Origin of the sequence: Chitinophaga sp. H8 (genome assembly GCF_040567655.1) — a bacterium.
In the GTDB taxonomy this organism is placed as follows: domain Bacteria; phylum Bacteroidota; class Bacteroidia; order Chitinophagales; family Chitinophagaceae; genus Chitinophaga; species Chitinophaga defluvii.
Window position 1 is genome coordinate 138818 of record NZ_JBEXAC010000002.1, and the last position, 17880, is coordinate 156697.

Annotated in this window: 17 protein-coding genes; 4 read left to right on the top strand and 13 right to left on the bottom strand. The window is 44.5% G+C overall.

Features of this window, described 5'->3' with window-relative positions; genetic code table 11:
• Window positions 1-6 precede the first annotated feature (6 nt).
• Window positions 7-2388, bottom strand: coding sequence for a TlpA family protein disulfide reductase (locus ABR189_RS14310; protein ID WP_354661197.1), 2382 nt, complete (start codon window positions 2386-2388; stop codon window positions 7-9).
• Window positions 2389-2511: 123 nt separating this feature from the next.
• Here ABR189_RS14310 and ruvB point away from each other — a divergent pair, with 123 nt between their 5' ends.
• Window positions 2512-3540, top strand: a complete 1029-nt coding sequence (ruvB, locus tag ABR189_RS14315) for a Holliday junction branch migration DNA helicase RuvB (protein WP_354661198.1) — start codon at window positions 2512-2514, stop codon at window positions 3538-3540.
• A gap of 249 nt (window positions 3541-3789) precedes the next feature.
• On the opposite strand, the gene ABR189_RS14320 is transcribed toward ruvB, so the two are convergent.
• The 3 genes from ABR189_RS14320 to ABR189_RS14330 all read right to left on the bottom strand — a co-directional run bounded on the left by ABR189_RS14320 (window position 3790) and on the right by ABR189_RS14330 (window position 6475).
• Window positions 3790-4494, bottom strand: a complete 705-nt coding sequence (locus ABR189_RS14320) for a response regulator transcription factor (protein WP_354661199.1) — start codon at window positions 4492-4494, stop codon at window positions 3790-3792.
• A 229-nt stretch (window positions 4495-4723) separates the two neighbouring features.
• Window positions 4724-5521: a DUF3108 domain-containing protein gene (locus tag ABR189_RS14325; protein ID WP_354661200.1), complete on the bottom strand. Its 798-nt coding sequence runs from the start codon at window positions 5519-5521 to the stop codon at window positions 4724-4726.
• A 9-nt stretch (window positions 5522-5530) separates the two neighbouring features.
• Entirely contained in the window at window positions 5531-6475 is a 945-nt protein-coding gene (locus tag ABR189_RS14330) for a lysylphosphatidylglycerol synthase transmembrane domain-containing protein (RefSeq protein WP_354661201.1), read from the bottom strand.
• 76 nt (window positions 6476-6551) lie between these two features.
• On the opposite strand from ABR189_RS14330, the gene ruvC reads away from it, so the two are divergent.
• Together ruvC and ABR189_RS14340 are read left to right on the top strand one after the other, a co-directional pair.
• A complete protein-coding gene (ruvC, locus tag ABR189_RS14335; protein WP_354661202.1) occupies window positions 6552-7139 on the top strand; it encodes a crossover junction endodeoxyribonuclease RuvC in 588 nt (195 codons plus the stop codon).
• A gap of 190 nt (window positions 7140-7329) precedes the next feature.
• On the top strand, window positions 7330-8025 hold the full coding sequence (locus ABR189_RS14340) for a response regulator transcription factor (RefSeq protein WP_354661203.1): 696 nt from the start codon (window positions 7330-7332) through the stop codon (window positions 8023-8025).
• Here the strand turns inward: ABR189_RS14340 and ABR189_RS14345 are convergent.
• From ABR189_RS14345 to rsmA, 4 genes are all read right to left on the bottom strand, one after another.
• The gene (locus ABR189_RS14345; protein ID WP_354661204.1) at window positions 8006-8404 is read right to left on the bottom strand and encodes an HIT family protein; all 399 of its coding nucleotides are present in this window, start codon (window positions 8402-8404) and stop codon (window positions 8006-8008) included. The genes ABR189_RS14340 and ABR189_RS14345 overlap by 20 nt on opposite strands.
• Before the next feature lie 151 nt (window positions 8405-8555).
• Complete coding sequence (greA, locus tag ABR189_RS14350) at window positions 8556-9074, bottom strand: transcription elongation factor GreA (RefSeq protein ID WP_354661205.1); 519 nt, start codon at window positions 9072-9074, stop codon at window positions 8556-8558.
• A gap of 205 nt (window positions 9075-9279) precedes the next feature.
• A complete protein-coding gene (locus tag ABR189_RS14355; RefSeq protein ID WP_354661206.1) occupies window positions 9280-10209 on the bottom strand; it encodes an NAD(P)-dependent oxidoreductase in 930 nt (309 codons plus the stop codon).
• A complete protein-coding gene (gene rsmA, locus ABR189_RS14360) occupies window positions 10206-10961 on the bottom strand; it encodes a 16S rRNA (adenine(1518)-N(6)/adenine(1519)-N(6))-dimethyltransferase RsmA (RefSeq protein ID WP_354661207.1) in 756 nt (251 codons plus the stop codon). The genes ABR189_RS14355 and rsmA overlap by 4 nt, the downstream gene beginning before the upstream one ends.
• Window positions 10962-11175: 214 nt before the next feature.
• On the opposite strand from rsmA, the gene pdxA reads away from it, so the two are divergent.
• Window positions 11176-12252: a 4-hydroxythreonine-4-phosphate dehydrogenase PdxA gene (gene pdxA, locus ABR189_RS14365; RefSeq protein WP_354661208.1), complete on the top strand. Its 1077-nt coding sequence runs from the start codon at window positions 11176-11178 to the stop codon at window positions 12250-12252.
• 116 nt (window positions 12253-12368) lie between these two features.
• Here pdxA and ABR189_RS14370 read toward each other — a convergent pair whose 3' ends face one another.
• From ABR189_RS14370 to ABR189_RS14390, 5 genes are all read right to left on the bottom strand, one after another.
• Entirely contained in the window at window positions 12369-13019 is a 651-nt protein-coding gene (locus ABR189_RS14370; RefSeq protein WP_354661209.1) for a hypothetical protein, read from the bottom strand.
• A gap of 40 nt (window positions 13020-13059) precedes the next feature.
• Window positions 13060-15213 (bottom strand): TonB-dependent receptor, encoded by a 2154-nt coding sequence (locus ABR189_RS14375; RefSeq protein WP_354661210.1) that lies wholly within the window; start codon window positions 15211-15213, stop codon window positions 13060-13062.
• A 180-nt stretch (window positions 15214-15393) separates the two neighbouring features.
• Window positions 15394-16971 carry a F0F1 ATP synthase subunit alpha gene (gene atpA / locus ABR189_RS14380; protein WP_354661211.1) on the bottom strand — a complete coding sequence of 526 codons (1578 nt, stop codon included), beginning with the start codon at window positions 16969-16971 and terminating at the stop codon, window positions 15394-15396.
• Window positions 16972-17059: 88 nt separating this feature from the next.
• Entirely contained in the window at window positions 17060-17620 is a 561-nt protein-coding gene (gene atpH / locus ABR189_RS14385; protein ID WP_354661212.1) for an ATP synthase F1 subunit delta, read from the bottom strand.
• 84 nt (window positions 17621-17704) lie between these two features.
• Entirely contained in the window at window positions 17705-17848 is a 144-nt protein-coding gene (locus ABR189_RS14390) for an ATP synthase subunit B family protein (protein ID WP_354661213.1), read from the bottom strand.
• Window positions 17849-17880: the final 32 nt, after the last annotated feature.

Consider the following 17880-nt stretch of genomic DNA (forward strand, 5'->3'; position numbering starts at 1 on the left):
GACTTATTAGTTATTTGTTGTTTTCACCTGTGTCTTCATGGCTTTGCCAGCCACCGGATCTTCCGCAATCGTTGCGAAGCTTTCCAATATGGCTTTATAATCCTGGCCAAAGGCAACAGGTACCATTTTACCTTCCGGCGAAATTAAAACTTTTGTGGGGTATCCGTTGATCTTATAATTGCCCTGTACTTTATTATCTGATAACAGTACCGGCATTGTGTAATGATGAGCTTCCATAAATTGCCGGACAGTGTTTTGCTCATCATGACAGGCAATACTCAGGAAAGCAGTATTAGAATATTTCCCGTCAGCAATATCTTTGGCTAATGCATTGACTTCCGGCATTTCTGCCCTGCAGGGGCTACACCAGGTACCCCAGAAATCTATCAGTAACCATTTGCCTTTATAATCAGCCAACCGTACCTGCTTATCTTCCAGATTCTTTAATGCAAAATCCGGTGCAGTGGCCCAGCCTTTTAATATCACTTTGTGCAGGTAGTCATTAAATGATTTATTGGGAAAATGCTGCCGGAAAAAAGCCGCCACATCTTTAATCCGCAAGGGAGCTGTTTGTAACTGGGCAGTCATTACCTGCAAGGCTTCTTCCGGATTCCCATAATCTGTCAATGCGGAGGCCAGGTCTTCCCGGTAATCTTCCTTAGCCCCCAGCACCGCACGGTCATAAAAGCTGGCATATGCCTTTTCATCTTCGTGCTGTGGGGCATATGCAGCCGCCTGTACCAGGTAGCCCAATGCGGCTTTCTTATCCTGTGGCCATGCGTGATCATACTTCAGTTTATAGGCATGTGCCAGTAGTTGTTTGTTGATTATTCTGGTATCTCGTAACCGTTGAGCAGTAGTATCTGCCTGATCGGCTTTCAGCCTGGTTATTTCCTGATCCAGTAGTCGTGCGGCAGCAGCAGACATGCCGGCCTTTTCCATCAGTTGACAGGTTAACATGGCGTACCTTCCGGAACGCCCATACCATAGCGCTGCTTTGCCGGATGCAGCAAATGCATCAGCTACTGCCTGCAACTGCTTTTTATCGCCATTGGCCTGCTGTGCCAATGACCACAGGTGTAATGGTCGCAGGGTAGCCAGCAGCAGACTGTCTTTCTCTTTCATGGCCAATTGCAATATAGCATCTGCCATCGGATGATCTTTCTTTTCAAACTCCTGGGCATAGGAATCATGTACCCAGTCTACCAGCCTTCCCTGGTTATGCAATGCTTTCATAATGGCCAGTGCAGTATCCTTATTTTCGTGCTGTGCATCCTGTAATTTATTATGTAAATGCATGGAACTTCCTGCAAGGCTGTTTATAGGTGTAGTTGCCAGTAATTGGTCGTACCACTTTCTGAAGTAAGGACTCCGCATATTATTCAGCTTGTCCAGCTTTCTCATCCGGTAAGTGCTGTCTCCTGCATATTTCGGATCGTTTACCTGGAAAAAGCGGACAATTTTGGCGCTGTCCATTTCCCTTCCATCAGCACCTTTCAGGCTATCGCTCTGATAGCTGAGATATATCAGTGTATTGATATAATCCCAGTTCAGTACCGGTGCTGTCAAGGGCGCTGTTTGCCCGGTAATAACGGTATTCCAGCGCATACTATCTGCCCTCCCTTTCTCTTCCCTGGCAGTATCATTACGCATAACCAAGCTGCTTTGATAATGCTGTAACATGCTCATATGCTTCCCTGCAACATAATTTATCTCTGTTGAAGAAACATAAGGTCGCAGTTCAGCCTGTGGTGTACTGGCAAAAGTAGTCATCCCTTTATGCACCGCATTTCCCCGTATGCTTATATTATCAGGGTTTTCTTTTGTAACAGTATAGGTGATATTATCCTGCTGCCAGGAAAAGCCGGTTTCCTGTTGCACGGGTAATGGTGGGAAAAGCGATTGCAGGCTGGCCTGCAAGCCCGTGCCTATATTATATGCGAGGATCTCCTCCATGCTCTTTGAAAGGTGCCATTTACGCGCACCTTTGATTTTCAGAGCATCCAGGTTCCATATTTCAAGTAGCGATCCGTTCTTGTTTAAAGTGATCCGCACTACCTGCTGCAGCAGCGCCAGGTTATCATACAGTCTGGAATCATTGTACTCCCATGTATGCAGGTTGTCTGTATCAAATATTGTTTTGCGTCCGCCCTGTACATCTGTTACTTGCAGGTTCAGTAATGTAATGTCCAGGAAATAATTACCCGTCTTTTGCCGGCTGGTAACCGTTATCTTATAGGTTCTGTCCTCCTGGCGTGAAAATGCAGTATGTTGTACCTTGCCGGACACTTTACAATACCAGGTATCGCCATTGTTGAACTGATAGGATTGGGCAAAACAGGGTATAGCAAACAGGGTGGTTAAAACAAGCAGGCATAGCATGCGCATACGCAATAAGATTAAGGGATGTTAGATTACCTGGTAATATATACATTTTTCCAGATAGTTTATAAAATGGGGAACACTGTCAGGCAGGGAATAATTATGTACTTTTGAGCACTTGCATTTACTATGTCCAATCCAAATTTACGACCAGACGAGAACAGACTCAGCGCCGCTGAAAAAGAATTTGAGAACAGCATACGTCCCCGGGAGATCCTTGATTTCTCCGGGCAGGACCAGATTATTGACAACCTGAAAATATTCATTAAGGCGGCTAAGATGCGGGGAGAGGCACTGGATCATGTGCTTTTTCATGGCCCTCCGGGGTTGGGAAAAACCACGTTGTCCCGTATTGTGGCCAATGAACTGGGCGTAAACATTAAGGAAACCTCCGGTCCGGTAATTGAAAAGCCGGGAGATCTGGCGGGGTTGCTTACCAACCTGGAGGAAAAGGATGTATTATTTATTGATGAAATACACCGGCTCAGCAATGTAGTGGAAGAGTACCTGTATTCTGCTATGGAAGATTACCGGATAGATATCATGATAGATACAGGTCCTAATGCACGTTCTGTACAAATCAATCTGCACCCGTTTACGCTGATAGGCGCTACCACCCGCTCAGGTTTACTGACGGCGCCACTCCTCTCCCGTTTTGGTATTAAGTCCAGGCTGGAATATTACAGTACCGCTACCCTGCAAAAGATCATCTGGCGGGCAGCGGGGCTGTTACAAACAAAGATCACGTCCGATGCAGCTACGGAAATAGCCGGCCGCTCCCGTGGTACTCCCCGTATTGCCAACGGTTTGTTAAGGCGGGTACGTGATTTTGCCATGGTAATAGGCAATGGCGTCATTGACCTGGACATTGCCAAACATAGCCTTAAAGCATTAAGTGTGGATGAATATGGCCTGGACGAAATGGATAACCGCATCCTCCACGTCATCATCGAAAACTTTAAAGGAGGTCCTGTAGGTATTACCACCATCGCTACAGCCGTAGGAGAAGAACCGGGAACCTTGGAAGAAGTGTATGAACCATTCCTGATCCAGGAAGGATTTATCAAAAGAACCCCCAGGGGCCGTGAAGTAACTGAAAAAGCATATACTCATCTGGGCAAAACCCCTCATCGGGGCGGGCCGAATATGCTTTTTTAAAAAGCTATTAGCTGTTAGCAGTTAGCTTTTAGCTTAATGCAGCGAAGAAGAGCTGCGAGCAAAATGCTGCGGGTCATACCTTATCCTATGCTTGAAGCATAGTTAAAGCATGGTTAAAGCATAGTTAGAGCATAGATAGAGCATAAGAAGCTATGAAACAGAATATGGCACAAGGCATGTTGTGTAGCAATATTACCACACATAACATCCGCTGCATTAAGCTAAAAGCTAATAGCCAAAAGCTAACAGCTAATCCTTTACTACCAAACGGAATCCATTTCCGTGGATATTTACTATTTCGATATTAGGATCGTCTTTCAGGTACTTACGCAGTTTGGCGATATAAACGTCCATACTACGGCCATTGAAGTAAGTATCACTGCCCCATATCTTTTTAAGGGCCAGTTCTCTTGGCAGCAGGTCGTTTTTGTGTTCGCACAGCATATGGAGCAATTCATTCTCCTTGGGCGAGAGGGTATGCGTCGTTTCTCCATCGCTGGCCAGTGTACGCAGGCGGGAATTGAAAGCATATTTACCTATCTGGAATTCATGCAGTTCTTCTTCCTTATTGTTCAGCTCCTGGTTACGTTTCAGGATAGCTTTTATTTTAAGTAACAGCAGTTCACTGTCAAATGGTTTGGCAATATAATCGTCTGCTCCCAGCTTGTATCCCTGGATAATGTCTTCCTTCATGGTTTTGGCCGACAGGAAAAACAGGGGAATATCGGGGTCTACATCACGGATCTCTTCCGCCAGTTTAAAGCCGTCCATGTTGGGCATCATAATATCCAGCAGGCAGATATCAAATTTTGCCCGGCGGAAAGCTGCCAGTGCCAGGATACCATCCCTGCATAATTCTACCTCATAGTCATTCAGCTCCAGGTAATTTTTCAGTACCATGCCCAGGTTGGTGTCATCCTCGGCTAGCAATATGTTTGGTTTACGTTCTTCCATAGTTATAATGGCTTGATTAATAACAAATATAATGGATTTTAGGCCAAGGTACGCTGTATACGTTGCGTCAGGCCTTTGTTTTGCTGCTGATTCCAGCTTAATAGTCCGCCGGTTGCAGTCCCTGTCGTCTTTTCAACGTTTTGTTAAAAATTATCGTGTACAGCAGTGGCTTTCAGGGGGAAGTCTGTTAAACCGGTATCATCCACACAGTAGCCCTGGAGAAGGACTGTTAACGTTTATCCAGCAACGAAGTAAAGTCGTACCGCAGGTTTTTATAATCTACCATATCTACTTTTATGCTTCCTACAGAAATGGGACTATCCACCCGTAATGGCACTTTGTTAGCATCATCACTTACCCATACGGTCATTTTTTCCCCACCTTCAAAAATGGTTCCTTTAATCAGCAGGGGTTTGAATTTAATAGCGCGGAACTTTCCAAAACGGGTACTGACCTCCTCTTTCCCCATATAACGGATATAGATATCATATACCTGGTCATCCAGGAACATGGCAAAAGGGATTTTATCTCCCGGATTATATTTGCTGAAATCAATATTGCGGGCATAATAGATGGCACTGATCACATCCTGCACACAAGGGGGCACCGAAAATGTACCATTGGTACTGGTAGCCTGGTGCTGTGCCTGGTTAAACACTACATTATTATAGATTTTATACCCCCCTTCATTTACATTGCGCAGGAATTTAAGGGGTTGCATCGTAGCGGTATCAATAAAGCTTTCATACCTGTCCCGTACTTTAAAGATCCAGTCGTAGGTACGGAAGGTTTTTCCATCACCGATGACATGGTACACATCCCTGCCGGCAAACTTTTCCAGCTGGCAGTTAAACGTAGCTTCTCCGGCACCAACAAACAGCTTGCCGAGGTTGTAATACACCTTGAACGTGATACTTTCTCCCGCATTAAAGCTGGTATTTCTGATACTGCAAAAGTCAGTACGCTGTTGTGCTTTAACTGGAGGGATAACAGTTAACCCAAAAAGTAAGAGTAGAACATACCTCATTGATGGAAGCTATTTTTCCTTGAAAATTTTTACCCCTAACAACAGCACACTTCCTAAAACTGCCGGCAGTACCAGGTTAATCAGCCATATGCCTACTGTAGCGGCAACGATGGCGGCGGTATTGGCACTTAACAGACCCATAAAGTAAATACTCACTTTTCCTCTCAATCCTAATTCGGCAATAGCAATCGTAGGAACCAGTGCCATTACGAGGTAAATTACGCTATTTAGCAGTAATCCCTGCCACCAGATAAACTCCAGCCCGAATGCATCAAGCAAAATCAAATACTGTGCCGAGAAGACCAGGTATCTGATGGCCGAAAGCAGTAACAAACTCTCCAGATCACCGGTAGAATAACGGAGGATGATCTGTACAAATACCTTCGCTTTACGGAGGAAAGGTATTTTCTCAAATATGGCTACAATGATCTGCAACCGAAAATATAACAATATGGTCAGCAGACAAATAAAGATCAGGACCCCTACCAGTATTTTTTCCCAGAAATTAGGGGCAAAATAGCCGTCATCCTTTATCAGTGGGAAGTTATTGATATAGTAAATCATACCAATTAACCCAAAGATAATAGTGACAATGAGCTGGCTGAAGCTACCTACAATGGTAGCGGCAATAGCTTTTAATTTATTGCGGTTGCTCAGGTACAGAATACGGCCACCGTACTCCCCTATACGGTTTGGGGTATTGATAGACAGGGATACGCCGGAAAGGATGGCACTGAATGATCGCAGGAAAGAGATGTCTTCCAGGGGTTTTACCAGTTTCTGCCACTTACGGGCTTCCAATCCCCAGTTACAAAACATCAGGAGCAATACCAATACCATGGCTATCCACCCTTTCTGTTCCAGGGTATCCATGATATGTACCAGTGACGATTGCAGGTTAGGTTGGTGCTTCAGTTGTGAGTATATCGACCAGGCTAACCAGGCAAAAAGCACGGACCCTAATAAGTAATTGAGAATTATTTTGGTACTTTTGTTCAGACATCAAGATTTTGGCAAAAATAAACCGTGGTTGGCAAACAATTCAAAAATAATTCTCGGCATAGATCCAGGAACCTTGGTAATGGGCTATGGCCTTATAAAGGTAGAGGGCAAGAGAGCGAGCATTATTGATATGAATGTGGTGAAATTGTCGAAACATAAGGATCATTATGAGCGGTTACAATTGATCCATGCCCGTGTTCATGATGTGATACAACTGTATAAACCAGACTGTTGCGCTATTGAAGCTCCCTTTTTTGGCAAAAATGTGCAAAGTATGCTCAAGCTGGGCCGGGCCCAGGGTGTAGCCATTGCCACTGCCATGCAGGCCGGTTTGACGGTAGCAGAATATTCCCCGAAAAAAGTAAAGCAGTCTATTACAGGTAATGGTAATGCAGATAAGGAACAGGTTTGGCTAATGCTGCAACGCATTCTCCAATTAGCAGAACGCCCTGACTACCTCGATGCATCCGATGCGCTGGCTGTAGCAGTTTGCCACTTCTTTCAAGGGTCTGGTCTATCCACCATACCTTCCACCGCAAATGGAAAGGTGGGTAAATCCAAGGCAAAAGGCTGGGAACAGTTCCTTCAGCAATACCCTGGCAGGATCAATGGATAACAGCTCTGATCATAAAAAGGTTATTTCATTAATTGCGAAATTGTATTTACTTTGGTTAAAATTCTCCATACCACTAAGCTTATTGGTATTATGATCCGGGAAATAAGCTATACTATGAAAAATGTTCATCAAGAACGCTTAACCGCGGGCATACAGAGAGTTTTATGATTTATCATCCTCACAAAAAGATATGAAAGCACGAATCCTATTGGTTGAAGATGATCAACATATTGGCGCGGTAACAAAGAAAAAACTGGAAGAGGTAGGCTATGAAGTAGTACATAGCATAGATGGACAAGTGGCCTGGGAGCAATTCCAGCTGCGCACTTTTGACATTTGTTTACTCGACGTAGTAATGCCTAAAAAGGACGGCTTTACACTGGCCCAGCAAATCCGCCACAAAAACGATCTGATTCCCATCCTGTTCCTCACCTCTAAATCTATGGATGAGGACAAAATCACCGGCTTTAAAACCGGGGCAGATGACTATATCACCAAACCTTACAGCATGCAGGAACTGCTGATGAGGATTGAAGTATTCCTGAAAAGGACCATGGCCCCTGTTCCTGAAAAAGGGAAAGTGTATACTATAGGAGGACTTACCTTTGACTATAATGACCTGCGCCTGAAAAATGAAAACGACAGCATTTCCATTGCCCTGACACAAAAAGAAGCCGACCTCTTGCGATTCTTATGTGATAACCCCAACAAAACCCTCAAACGGGATGAAATACTGTTCCATGTATGGGGGAAGGATGACTACTTCCTGGGACGTAGCATGGACGTATTTATTACCAAACTCAGGAAACACTTCAAATCAGAACCAGACGTAAAACTGGAAACGTTGCACGGCGTTGGCTTCCGATTTAATATCCCTTCAAAATAGTCATTATTTTTTCCTGTACCCCTGTAAATTCTTCCGGCGATAATTTAAGCTTCGAACGGCTGAAATTCATGTCATCCATAGAATTGATAGGAATCAGGTGCATATGCGCATGGGGGACTTCCAATCCTACGACACTGATGCCTACACGATTACAGGGAAATGCAGCTTCCAGCGCCCTGGCTATAGGTTTCGCAAAGAGCAGCCATTCCGCCAGGTAATTATCGGGTGTATCGAAAAACTTATCTACCTCTACTTTAGGCACGATCAGGGTATGCCCTAACACCAAAGGAAAAATATCCAGGAAAGCATAAAAATGCTCATTCTCTGCAATCTTGTAACTTGGTATCTCGCCCTTGATAATTTTAGTGAAGATGGTCATAGTTAAAGCTTTTAGCTGTTAGCTATTAGCTGTTAGCATTTCACGCAACCGTCTGCTTTACGGTATGTGGCTAAAGGCTAACAGCCAATAGCTAACAGCTAAAAAAAGGGCCTGCGCACAAACGCAGACCCTGCAAATATCGTGAAAAGCACTATATAGTAATATCTTCTATTTTAAACTTCAGGGTGCCATTAGGCGCCTGTACATCTGCAACTTCCCCTATCTGCTTGCCAAGCAATCCCTTCCCTATCGGTGAGGTGCTGGAAATCTTACCCGCTTTCAGATCAGCTTCCTGCTCTGACACGATCTGATAAGTAAACGTCTTTTTATTAGCCATATTGGTAATCGTTACCTTACACAATATGGATACCTTGGAAGTATCTATAGAATCCGCTTCTACTATACGTGCAGTGGCAATAGCATTTTCCAGCACGGCAATCCTTGCTTCGTGCATGCCTTGCGCCTCCTTAGCGGCATCATATTCTGCATTTTCCTTTAAGTCCCCTTTTTCTCTTGCTTCGGCAATTGCTTTTGCAATTTCTGACCTCCCTTTTGTTTTGAGCTGCGTTAGCTCGTTTCTCATTTGCTCAAGGGTTTCTTTCTTAACGTAGTTTATGCCAGACATAACCTCTGTTTTAATAGTATAATAAAAAAAAATCAACGCCTCCATTTGCACAGAAGCGTTGTAAATCGTGTTAACGCAAATATAATAAATTTTTATTTACAGAGCAGCAATAATAAGCCGCCAGCTCACACATATATACATTTGTAAATTAAAATTAAATACACTTTGTATATATGTAGTAAGCAATCAAATATAGCGGCCATCCGCCGGAAAAACGTCCTGTTAGCTGCGGTTCAGGCAACAACAGGTTTTAAAGTATGTTTAGTTTTTTTAATACAAACTTAGCCATCTTTACACTGGCTTCATGAGAATACCCTGCAATGTGTGGCGTCAGCATCACATTAGTTGCATGCAACAGATAATCAAACTGTTGCTTTTCTATTGCAGTATAGGTATCCAGCTTTTCATTCTCCAGTACATCCAGGCAGGCTCCCCTTACAGTGCCTGCTTCCAAAGCCGCTATCAGGTCGGCAGTGTGAACCACCTTCCCCCTGGAAGTGTTGATAAACCACACCGGCTTGGCAAAGGCGTTAAAAAAGGCGGCATTAGCCAGGTGATGTGTTTCTGCAGTCAGCGGCAAATGCGTGCTTACCACATCTGCCTCCGCATAGATCTGCTCCAGGCTGGCCTGCTCTACCTCAGCGGTACTGAATCCGGATTTATACTTGTCATAAGCCAGTATATTCACATCAAACCCCTTCAGCTTATGGGCAAATGCACTACCGGTATGACCATACCCGATAATACCTACCGTTTTACCATTCAGCTCAAATCCCCGGTTGCCATCACGCTCCCAGATTCCCTGCCGCAGCTCCAGGTTGCTTTTCAGCAGATTATTCATCAGACACAGCAGCATTCCCAAAGCCTGCTCTCCCACCGCATCACAATTGCCTTCCGGGCTACTGGCGCAATGTATCCCCTTACTCTCTGCATATGGCACATCTATCAGCTCCATCCCCGACCCTAACCGGCCTATCCACTGCAATTCCCCCGCATGGTCTATAATGCTTTTATCTATACGGATACGGGTGGTTACAATCAATCCCACACACTCCTTGATGGAAGCATACACTTCCTCATAGGTAATACTGGGCTGATAAATAACCTCATATCCATGATCCTTCAGTTTGTCTGTTAAATAAGGATGTACTTTGGCGGTGATTAAAACTTTCCTGCTCATATCATCTTATGGGATAATGCTACAAAATCGGCTACGCTTAATTGCTCTGCCCGTTTTGTAAAAATGGGGTCCTGCAAATAAGCTTTATCAAATAAATGTTTCAGTGGATTACGCAATTGCTTGCGCCGTTGGCTAAAGGCTGCTTTTACCAGCACATAGAACTTCCGCTCACTGGCTACTTCCGGAGGATGCTCCAGGCGGGTAAGCCGGATAACAGCTGATTTCACCTTAGGAGGGGGATTGAAGCTGTTTTCATGTACTTCAAACAGGTACTCCACCTTATAATAGGTTTGCATGAATACACTCAGGATACCATAGTCCTTGTTGCCATGCCCGGAAGCAATACGCTGGGCTACCTCTTTCTGAAACATCCCAACCACTACCGGCACCTGCTCTTTCCAGTCCAATACCCGGAACATAATCTGGGTAGAGATATTATAAGGGAAATTGCCGATGATATCGAACTGCCCGGCAAATGGTTTAGCGGCATCCAGGAAACTTTCATGGATCAGCTTGCCTTTGATAGCCGGAAAGGTGCCTTCCAGGTAAGCTATCTTTTCTGCATCCAGCTCTATCGCTTTGAACTGTATATCAGGTATCTGCAACAGGTATTTGGTGATAGCACCTGCTCCCGGCCCTACTTCCAGCACTTGCTGTCCGGCACTTACAGGCAAAGCCCCTACTATTTCCCGGCAGATATGCTCGTCTTTCAGAAAATGCTGCCCCAGTGATTTCTTAAGTGTATACTTCATGATTCGGAGGGCAAAGTTACAGAAAAGCTGTTAGCCTTTAGCTATTAGCTTTGGGCAATTAACTGACAAAATAAGAGGTTGATAAACTATGGTTTCCAGCCGTTTTAGGTCCGTTAATGCTTCTATACGCCTGGCAGTCTTGTATAAGCTGCTAAAAGCTAATAGCTAAAGGCTAACAGCTATTTCGTATATTTGTTCCTTATCAAGGCATCGCATGACTAACATTACAAATACCAACAAGCCTGTGATAGGCATCACTGTAGGTGATCTGAACAGTATTGGAACAGAAATAATTATTAAAACCTTTGTAGATACCAGGATGCTGGAGTTTTGTACCCCAGTCATTTTTGCATCTAACAAAACCATCAACTTCTACCGGAAGCTGATGAATGAAAATAATTTCAACTACCAGAGTATAAAAGACTTCTCCCGTATCAATCATAAGCAGATCAGTGTGTTTAACTGCTGGGAAGAAGAAGTACAGATTACACCGGGGGTACTGAATGAAACGGGAGGAAAATATGCTGCCCGCGCACTGTCAGTGGCTATTCAATGCCTGAAAGATGGTTATATCCAGGGCCTGGTTACCGCTCCCATTCATAAAAACAATATCCAAAGCGCCAATTTCAACTATACCGGTCATACTCCTTACCTGAAAGATGCTTTCGGTGCAAAGGATGTCCTCATGTTCATGACTGCCGAAAACATGCGGGTGGGTCTGCTTACGGAACACGTGCCTGTGGCAGAAGTGGCGCAATATGTTACCAAAGAAAACATACTGAGCAAGCTGCAACTCATGAAAGACAGCCTGATAAAGGATTTTGGTATTGACAAACCACGTATCGCTGTGTTAGGACTCAATCCGCATGCAGGTGATGAAGGCCTGATAGGTAAGGAAGAAATACAGCATATTGCACCGGCTATCAAACATGCCAAGGGCAATGGTATATTATGCTTTGGCCCTTATAGCGCAGATGCTTTCTTTGCCCGTCAAATGTATACCCAATTTGATGGGGTACTGGCCATGTACCACGATCAGGGCCTCATCCCTTTTAAATCACTGGCTACCGGCGAGGGAATCAACTATACAGCTGGCCTGAGCATTGTTCGGACTTCTCCCGACCATGGTACCGCCTTTGATATTGCCGGCAAAAACCTGGCTAGTCCGGATAGCTTCCGCCAATCTATATTTTCATGCCTGGAAATACTGGAAAAACGTGCTACCTACGCCAGCAACACCGCTAATCCTCTTAAAAAGATAGAACTGATATCAGAAAAGGGCGCTGTTTAAGCGGCCTGCTGATATCACCATCTCGTTTAATTGCCAGCTGGAAATCCGGCTGGCAATATTTTTTACAACAGCATAACAACCGGTATCTTAATACTGCCAGCCGGAAATGTCGCTGCTTACTTTTTGGATAAATCCAGCAACTGCCTGGTATAAGGCTCTCCCCAATGTGGTGCAATGTTGCTTTCCGGTTTAAATGCGGCAAACTTCTGTAAGGCTACTTCAAAAGTTTCTTTTGCCCTGGCTTTACTACCCCCAAACTGTTCAGGAGTATATAACAAAGCTTGCCCCTCCAGCATATAGATTCTTGGGTTTTCCGGGTTAATCTTTTTAGCCTTTGTAAGCAACGCGCCTGATTCCATTCCGTATTTCATCCCACGGTTCATCGGATCTACACCTATGCGGGCTGAAGCAATCAATGACTTCAGACACAGTATTTCTGCATTATCAGTGCTCAATGACTCCGCTTTATCAGCATTCAGTTCTGCCTTGTCTACGATCTCATCCACCTTGCTTTTATCCTGCTGCATAAAGGCTTGCATCACCTGGCAATATCCCGCATAATAATAAGGTAGCCATTGGCTTTGCTCTGCCGCTGCAATACGCTCAAAAGTATTTGCCTTCTGTAATAATGCAGCCGGATTAAAAGTACTGCTGCTATCCAGTGTGGCCACTTCTTTGGTCATAGCGTCATTGTATTGTGCACTTTGTGCATAGGTGGCCGTAAACATGCCCGCCATTAAAAAAACTGATAAGATAATACGTTTCATATGCGTTACTTGTTTTTAGGTAATTATTATTGATAAAGGGTTAATTGTTATTGATAACATCCTGTCTTCTGTCGATACCAAAACTCATAAACATTCCAATGAAAATAAAACGGGGGGCATTTGGTGTAATCTCCTCCCGGCGCAGCTTATCCGTTGAATAGCGGTAGCCGAATACCTGTTTGTTGCCCACTACATTACTCACAGAAAGCACAAATACCGTAAATGCTTTTCTTATGGTAGTTAAATAACTGGCACTCAAACCAAGCGCGTGATAGTTAATGGTTTTGTCGGTCATAAATGCTCCGGTTGGTTTATTAGGGTCATAATAAGGCCGTCCGGTAGCAAAGGAATAAGTAAGACCAAAGTTGGTGGTTATTTTGGGGATATAGTGCTTATACACCAGGCTGGCAGTATGTTTCGCTGCAAAGTCGGGCTGCACCTCAAACGGGTAATTCAGGTAATCGCGCTTAGTGTCCAGAAAAGAATAAGAAATCCAGTAGTCCACATTTTTGAACGTTTTGCGGTCTCGCCAGAACAACTCAATTCCTTTCGCATATCCGGTACCGTTATTATTGTAGTCAGGAACTGTCTTCACCAGGTCTTTGTACTTTTTATAGAATATCTCTGTACGGAAAGTATAGAAAGTAGTAATGCGCTGATAACTGGCGATGTAATGTGTTGCTTTCATATACCCCAGTCTGTTATCAAAACGGATATACTGTGGTTCCGGTTTCTGGTAATAATCTCCATATGCCAGCGATACCTGGCTGTTATTACTCAGCTTATAGGCCAATGATAAACGCGGCGCTACATTGGGTTTTGCCAAAACAGAAGAATATTCTACTCGGCCACCTATTCTGCCTACAAAGCTCGGGGTAAAGTAAATATCGCTTTCCGCAAATGCAGCTGTGTAATTATCCACGTAATTGGCTGCCAGTTGATTAAATGCAGATTGCTCTACCCCATACTGATATTCACCTCCCATTCTTAAAGCAGAAAAGCGGCCCAGGTTTTTAGTCAATACCATCCTTACCTGTGCCAGCTCAGACTTCACCTTAATGTTGGTGGAAGGGCTTATTTTCAGCGTATCTGTCAGTATCTTATCTGTATTGGTACTATAAGAAGCACCAAGATTAATACGCCAATCTTTGCCCAGGCTTTCCTTATAGGTCAGATTCGTATAGATGTTATTGTTATGCACTTCAAACTGCTCATCATATCCGGGGTATTCAAGACTGGACTTGATAAATCCCAGTTTACTCCAGTTGCCATAGCCATAAAATTTCAGCATACCGGTAGCAGAAGTTTTACGTCTGAAATTAACGGAAGAACCAAAAAATTCGGGATCAGTACTAGGTGCCTGTTTAGGTTTTAAGAGTTTAAAGTAAGGTGCCAGGTTGGTGTAATCTGCTTCTATGCCATAAGATCCTTTTTTATCCTTTGCCAGTTTATCCATGCCTACACTGCCACCAATAGTACTCAGTCCGAGTGTGGAGGAAGAGCGGTCCGGCAGGTCCTGCGATTCCAATATCAGGGCAGAGGAAAGCCCCTGTCCATATTGTGCAGAGTATCCGCCACTGCTGAAAGTGGTGCCCTTAAACAGGAAAGGCGAAAAACGACCCCGCCCCGGAATATCCGGCAGGCTCGAAAAGAAAGGGTTTCTGACCAGCATGCCATCAATAAAAGTCTGCGTTTCATATCCGGTGCCGCCACGTACAAACAACCCTTCCCGGTCATTCGTTTGCTGCGCACCTGGCAGTGTCTTAATGGCATTCACAATATCGGCACCGGCTCCAGCAGTAGTAACAATATCCAATGGCTTTAATACGGTGGTTTTCTTTTCGTCACTGGCTTCAAAACTGCCGGCTGATATCGTTACCAGCTTCAGCTCATTGGCCGATGATTTGAGCACAATATTCAACTGCCCCGCACTCCCGGTATTGATCTTTTGCTCCAGGGTAACATACCCCATCAGGCTGGCTACCAACAGCTGATCATTGGCTGCACTGGTGGTAAAAGAAAAGGTGCCATCCGGTCCGGAAGAGGCACCATCATAACTGCCTTTTATATAGATATTTACCCCGGATAAAGGGCGTTTTTTAGTATCAGTGACTTTGCCGCTGATGTTGTGTTGCCCCAGCAGGCAAACAGGTAAAGCTACAAACAGGAATAGATTGAGGTTGAACTTCCACATATCAGGAGGTTAATTTCTATCAAAACTAATGGGGTTTAAAATACCAACCAAACGGCCGGATAGCCTAATCGGTAAAAGCGGGGGATTATTCGGTAAAGGCAGGGGCAGGCCGGGGTGAATTAAAAAGGCCTTTGTTACGCAGGTAACAAAGGCCTTCAAATATATAAAGTAAGCTTTTACTTATGCAAACCTTGGCTTCAGTTCATTAGCCAGGGCCACCATGCGTTTCAATCCTTCTTCAGGTAAGTTACCTTTCTTGAATTCACCCAGTACATCTGGCAGACGCACCTGCATTTCATGCAGGAAAGCATCTTCAAAAGCACGTACATTCTTCACAGGCACTTCGCGCAGCAGTGCATTAGTACCCAGGTAGATCATGGCTACCTGTTTTTCTACTGCATATGGGCTGAACTGTGCTTGTTTCAGGATTTCCACGTTACGGGCACCTTTATCCAGTACGGATTTGGTAGCCGCATCCAAGTCACCGCCAAACTTAGAGAACGCTTCCATTTCACGGTATTGCGCCTGATCCAGTTTTAAGGTACCAGATACCTTCTTCATGGATTTGATCTGCGCGTTACCACCCACGCGGCTTACAGAGATACCTACGTTAATAGCCGGACGGATACCTGCGTTAAACAGGTTACCTTCCAGGAATATCTGACCATCAGTGATGGAGATTACGTTGGTAGGGATATAAGCAGATACGTCACTCGCCTGTGTTTCGATAATTGGTAATGCGGTTAAGGAACCACCACCTTTCACCAGGTGTTTGATAGACTCGGGCAAGTCGTTCATTTGCTGTGCGATCGCATCATTGCTGATGATCTTGGCCGCACGTTCCAGCAAACGGCTGTGCAGGTAGAATACGTCTCCAGGGTACGCCTCACGTCCTGGCGGGCGGCGTAACAGCAGGGATACCTCACGGTAAGCTACCGCCTGTTTAGACAGATCATCATAAATGATCAGGGCAGGACGGCCACTGTCACGGAAGAACTCTCCGATGGCAGCACCAGCAAATGGAGCGTAGAACTGCAATGGAGCCGGATCAGCAGCAGAAGCTGCTACGATGGTAGTGTAAGCCATCGCGCCGCTTTCCTGTAATGTTTTCATTACACCGGCAACGGTAGAAGCTTTCTGGCCAATCGCAACATATATACAATATACAGGCTTGCCTGCATCATAGAATTCTTTCTGATTGATGATGGTATCGATACAGATCGCAGTTTTACCAGTCTGACGGTCACCGATTACCAACTCACGCTGGCCACGGCCTACGGGGATCATCGCATCGATCGCTTTGATACCTGTTTGCAGTGGTTCTTTTACCGGCTCACGGAAAAGTACACCTGGTGCTTTACGTTCCAGGGGCATTTCATACAATTCACCGGTAATAGGGCCTTTACCATCGATAGGAGCACCCAATGTATCAATTACACGACCTACCACACCTTCGCCCACTTTAATGGAAGCGATTTTGCCGGTACGACGTACTTTATCACCTTCTTTAATACCTTTTGATTCTCCCATCAATACCACACCCACATTGTCTTCTTCCAGGTTAAGGGTAATAGCTTTTACGCCATTTCCAAACTCAACCAGTTCACCGGCGCGAACATTGTTCAATCCATATACACGGGCAATACCATCACCCACCTGCAATACGGTACCCACCTCTTCCAGGTCGGCAGAAGCATTGAAGTTGCTCAACTGCTGGCGTAATATCGCCGAAATTTCATCAGGTTTAATTTCAACCATAATTTATGCTTTTAAAAAAAGTCGTTAAAGTAAAATAAGTATAACGACAACAGCTTTGCGGGTACGCAGCGGCTGCTGTAAAATGCTTTTATCTGATATCAGAAACGTAAATATTCTCGTTGAACTGCTTTTTGATATCCTGCAAATCCCTCAGGATAGAGGCATCAAACAGTTTATCTCCGGCTTCCAGCACAAATCCACCTATCAATGCTTCATTCACTGCAGCTTCCAGTTCTACCGTATCTGTAATTTCCGATGCCACTTTTTCCTTAATGGAGTTCAGCGTAGCAGGATCCAGCGGAGCAGCCGTTGTGATCTTTACTTTACTGATATGTTTCAGCAGGTCGTACTGTTTGGTAAAGGCAACCGCTATTTCCTGCAAATTGCTCTCACGGCCCTTTGCTACCAGCAGGTTAATAAAACCTACTGTAACCGTGCTTATTTTACCCTCCAGGATAGCCAGCAATATTTTTTGCTTTTTATCTGCTTTAATGATAGGGCTTCTCAGCAAAGCAGCTACATCAGGATTGCTTTTCAGCAAACGCTGTAAGAACAACATATCCTGTTGCACTACTTCCAGCTGGTCTTTTTCCACCACCAGATCCACTAAAGATTTTGCATACCGGGATGCTAAACGGGGATTTTGCATATATCTTATATAGCTTTGAGCTACCAGCTACGAGCTGTGAGTACCGGAGCAATGCTCACAGCTCGCAGCTCATGGCTCTTAGCTTTAATTCAATTTAATTTCTCCTGCCAGTTGTTTCACAAAATTCTCCTGTGCACCTTTATCTGCCAGCTCTCTTCTCAATACTTTCTCCGCTACTTCGATCACCAGGTTACCTACCTGGTTTTTCACGTCTGTTAAAGCAGCCATCTTCTGATTTTCTATAGCAGTAGGGGATTTTG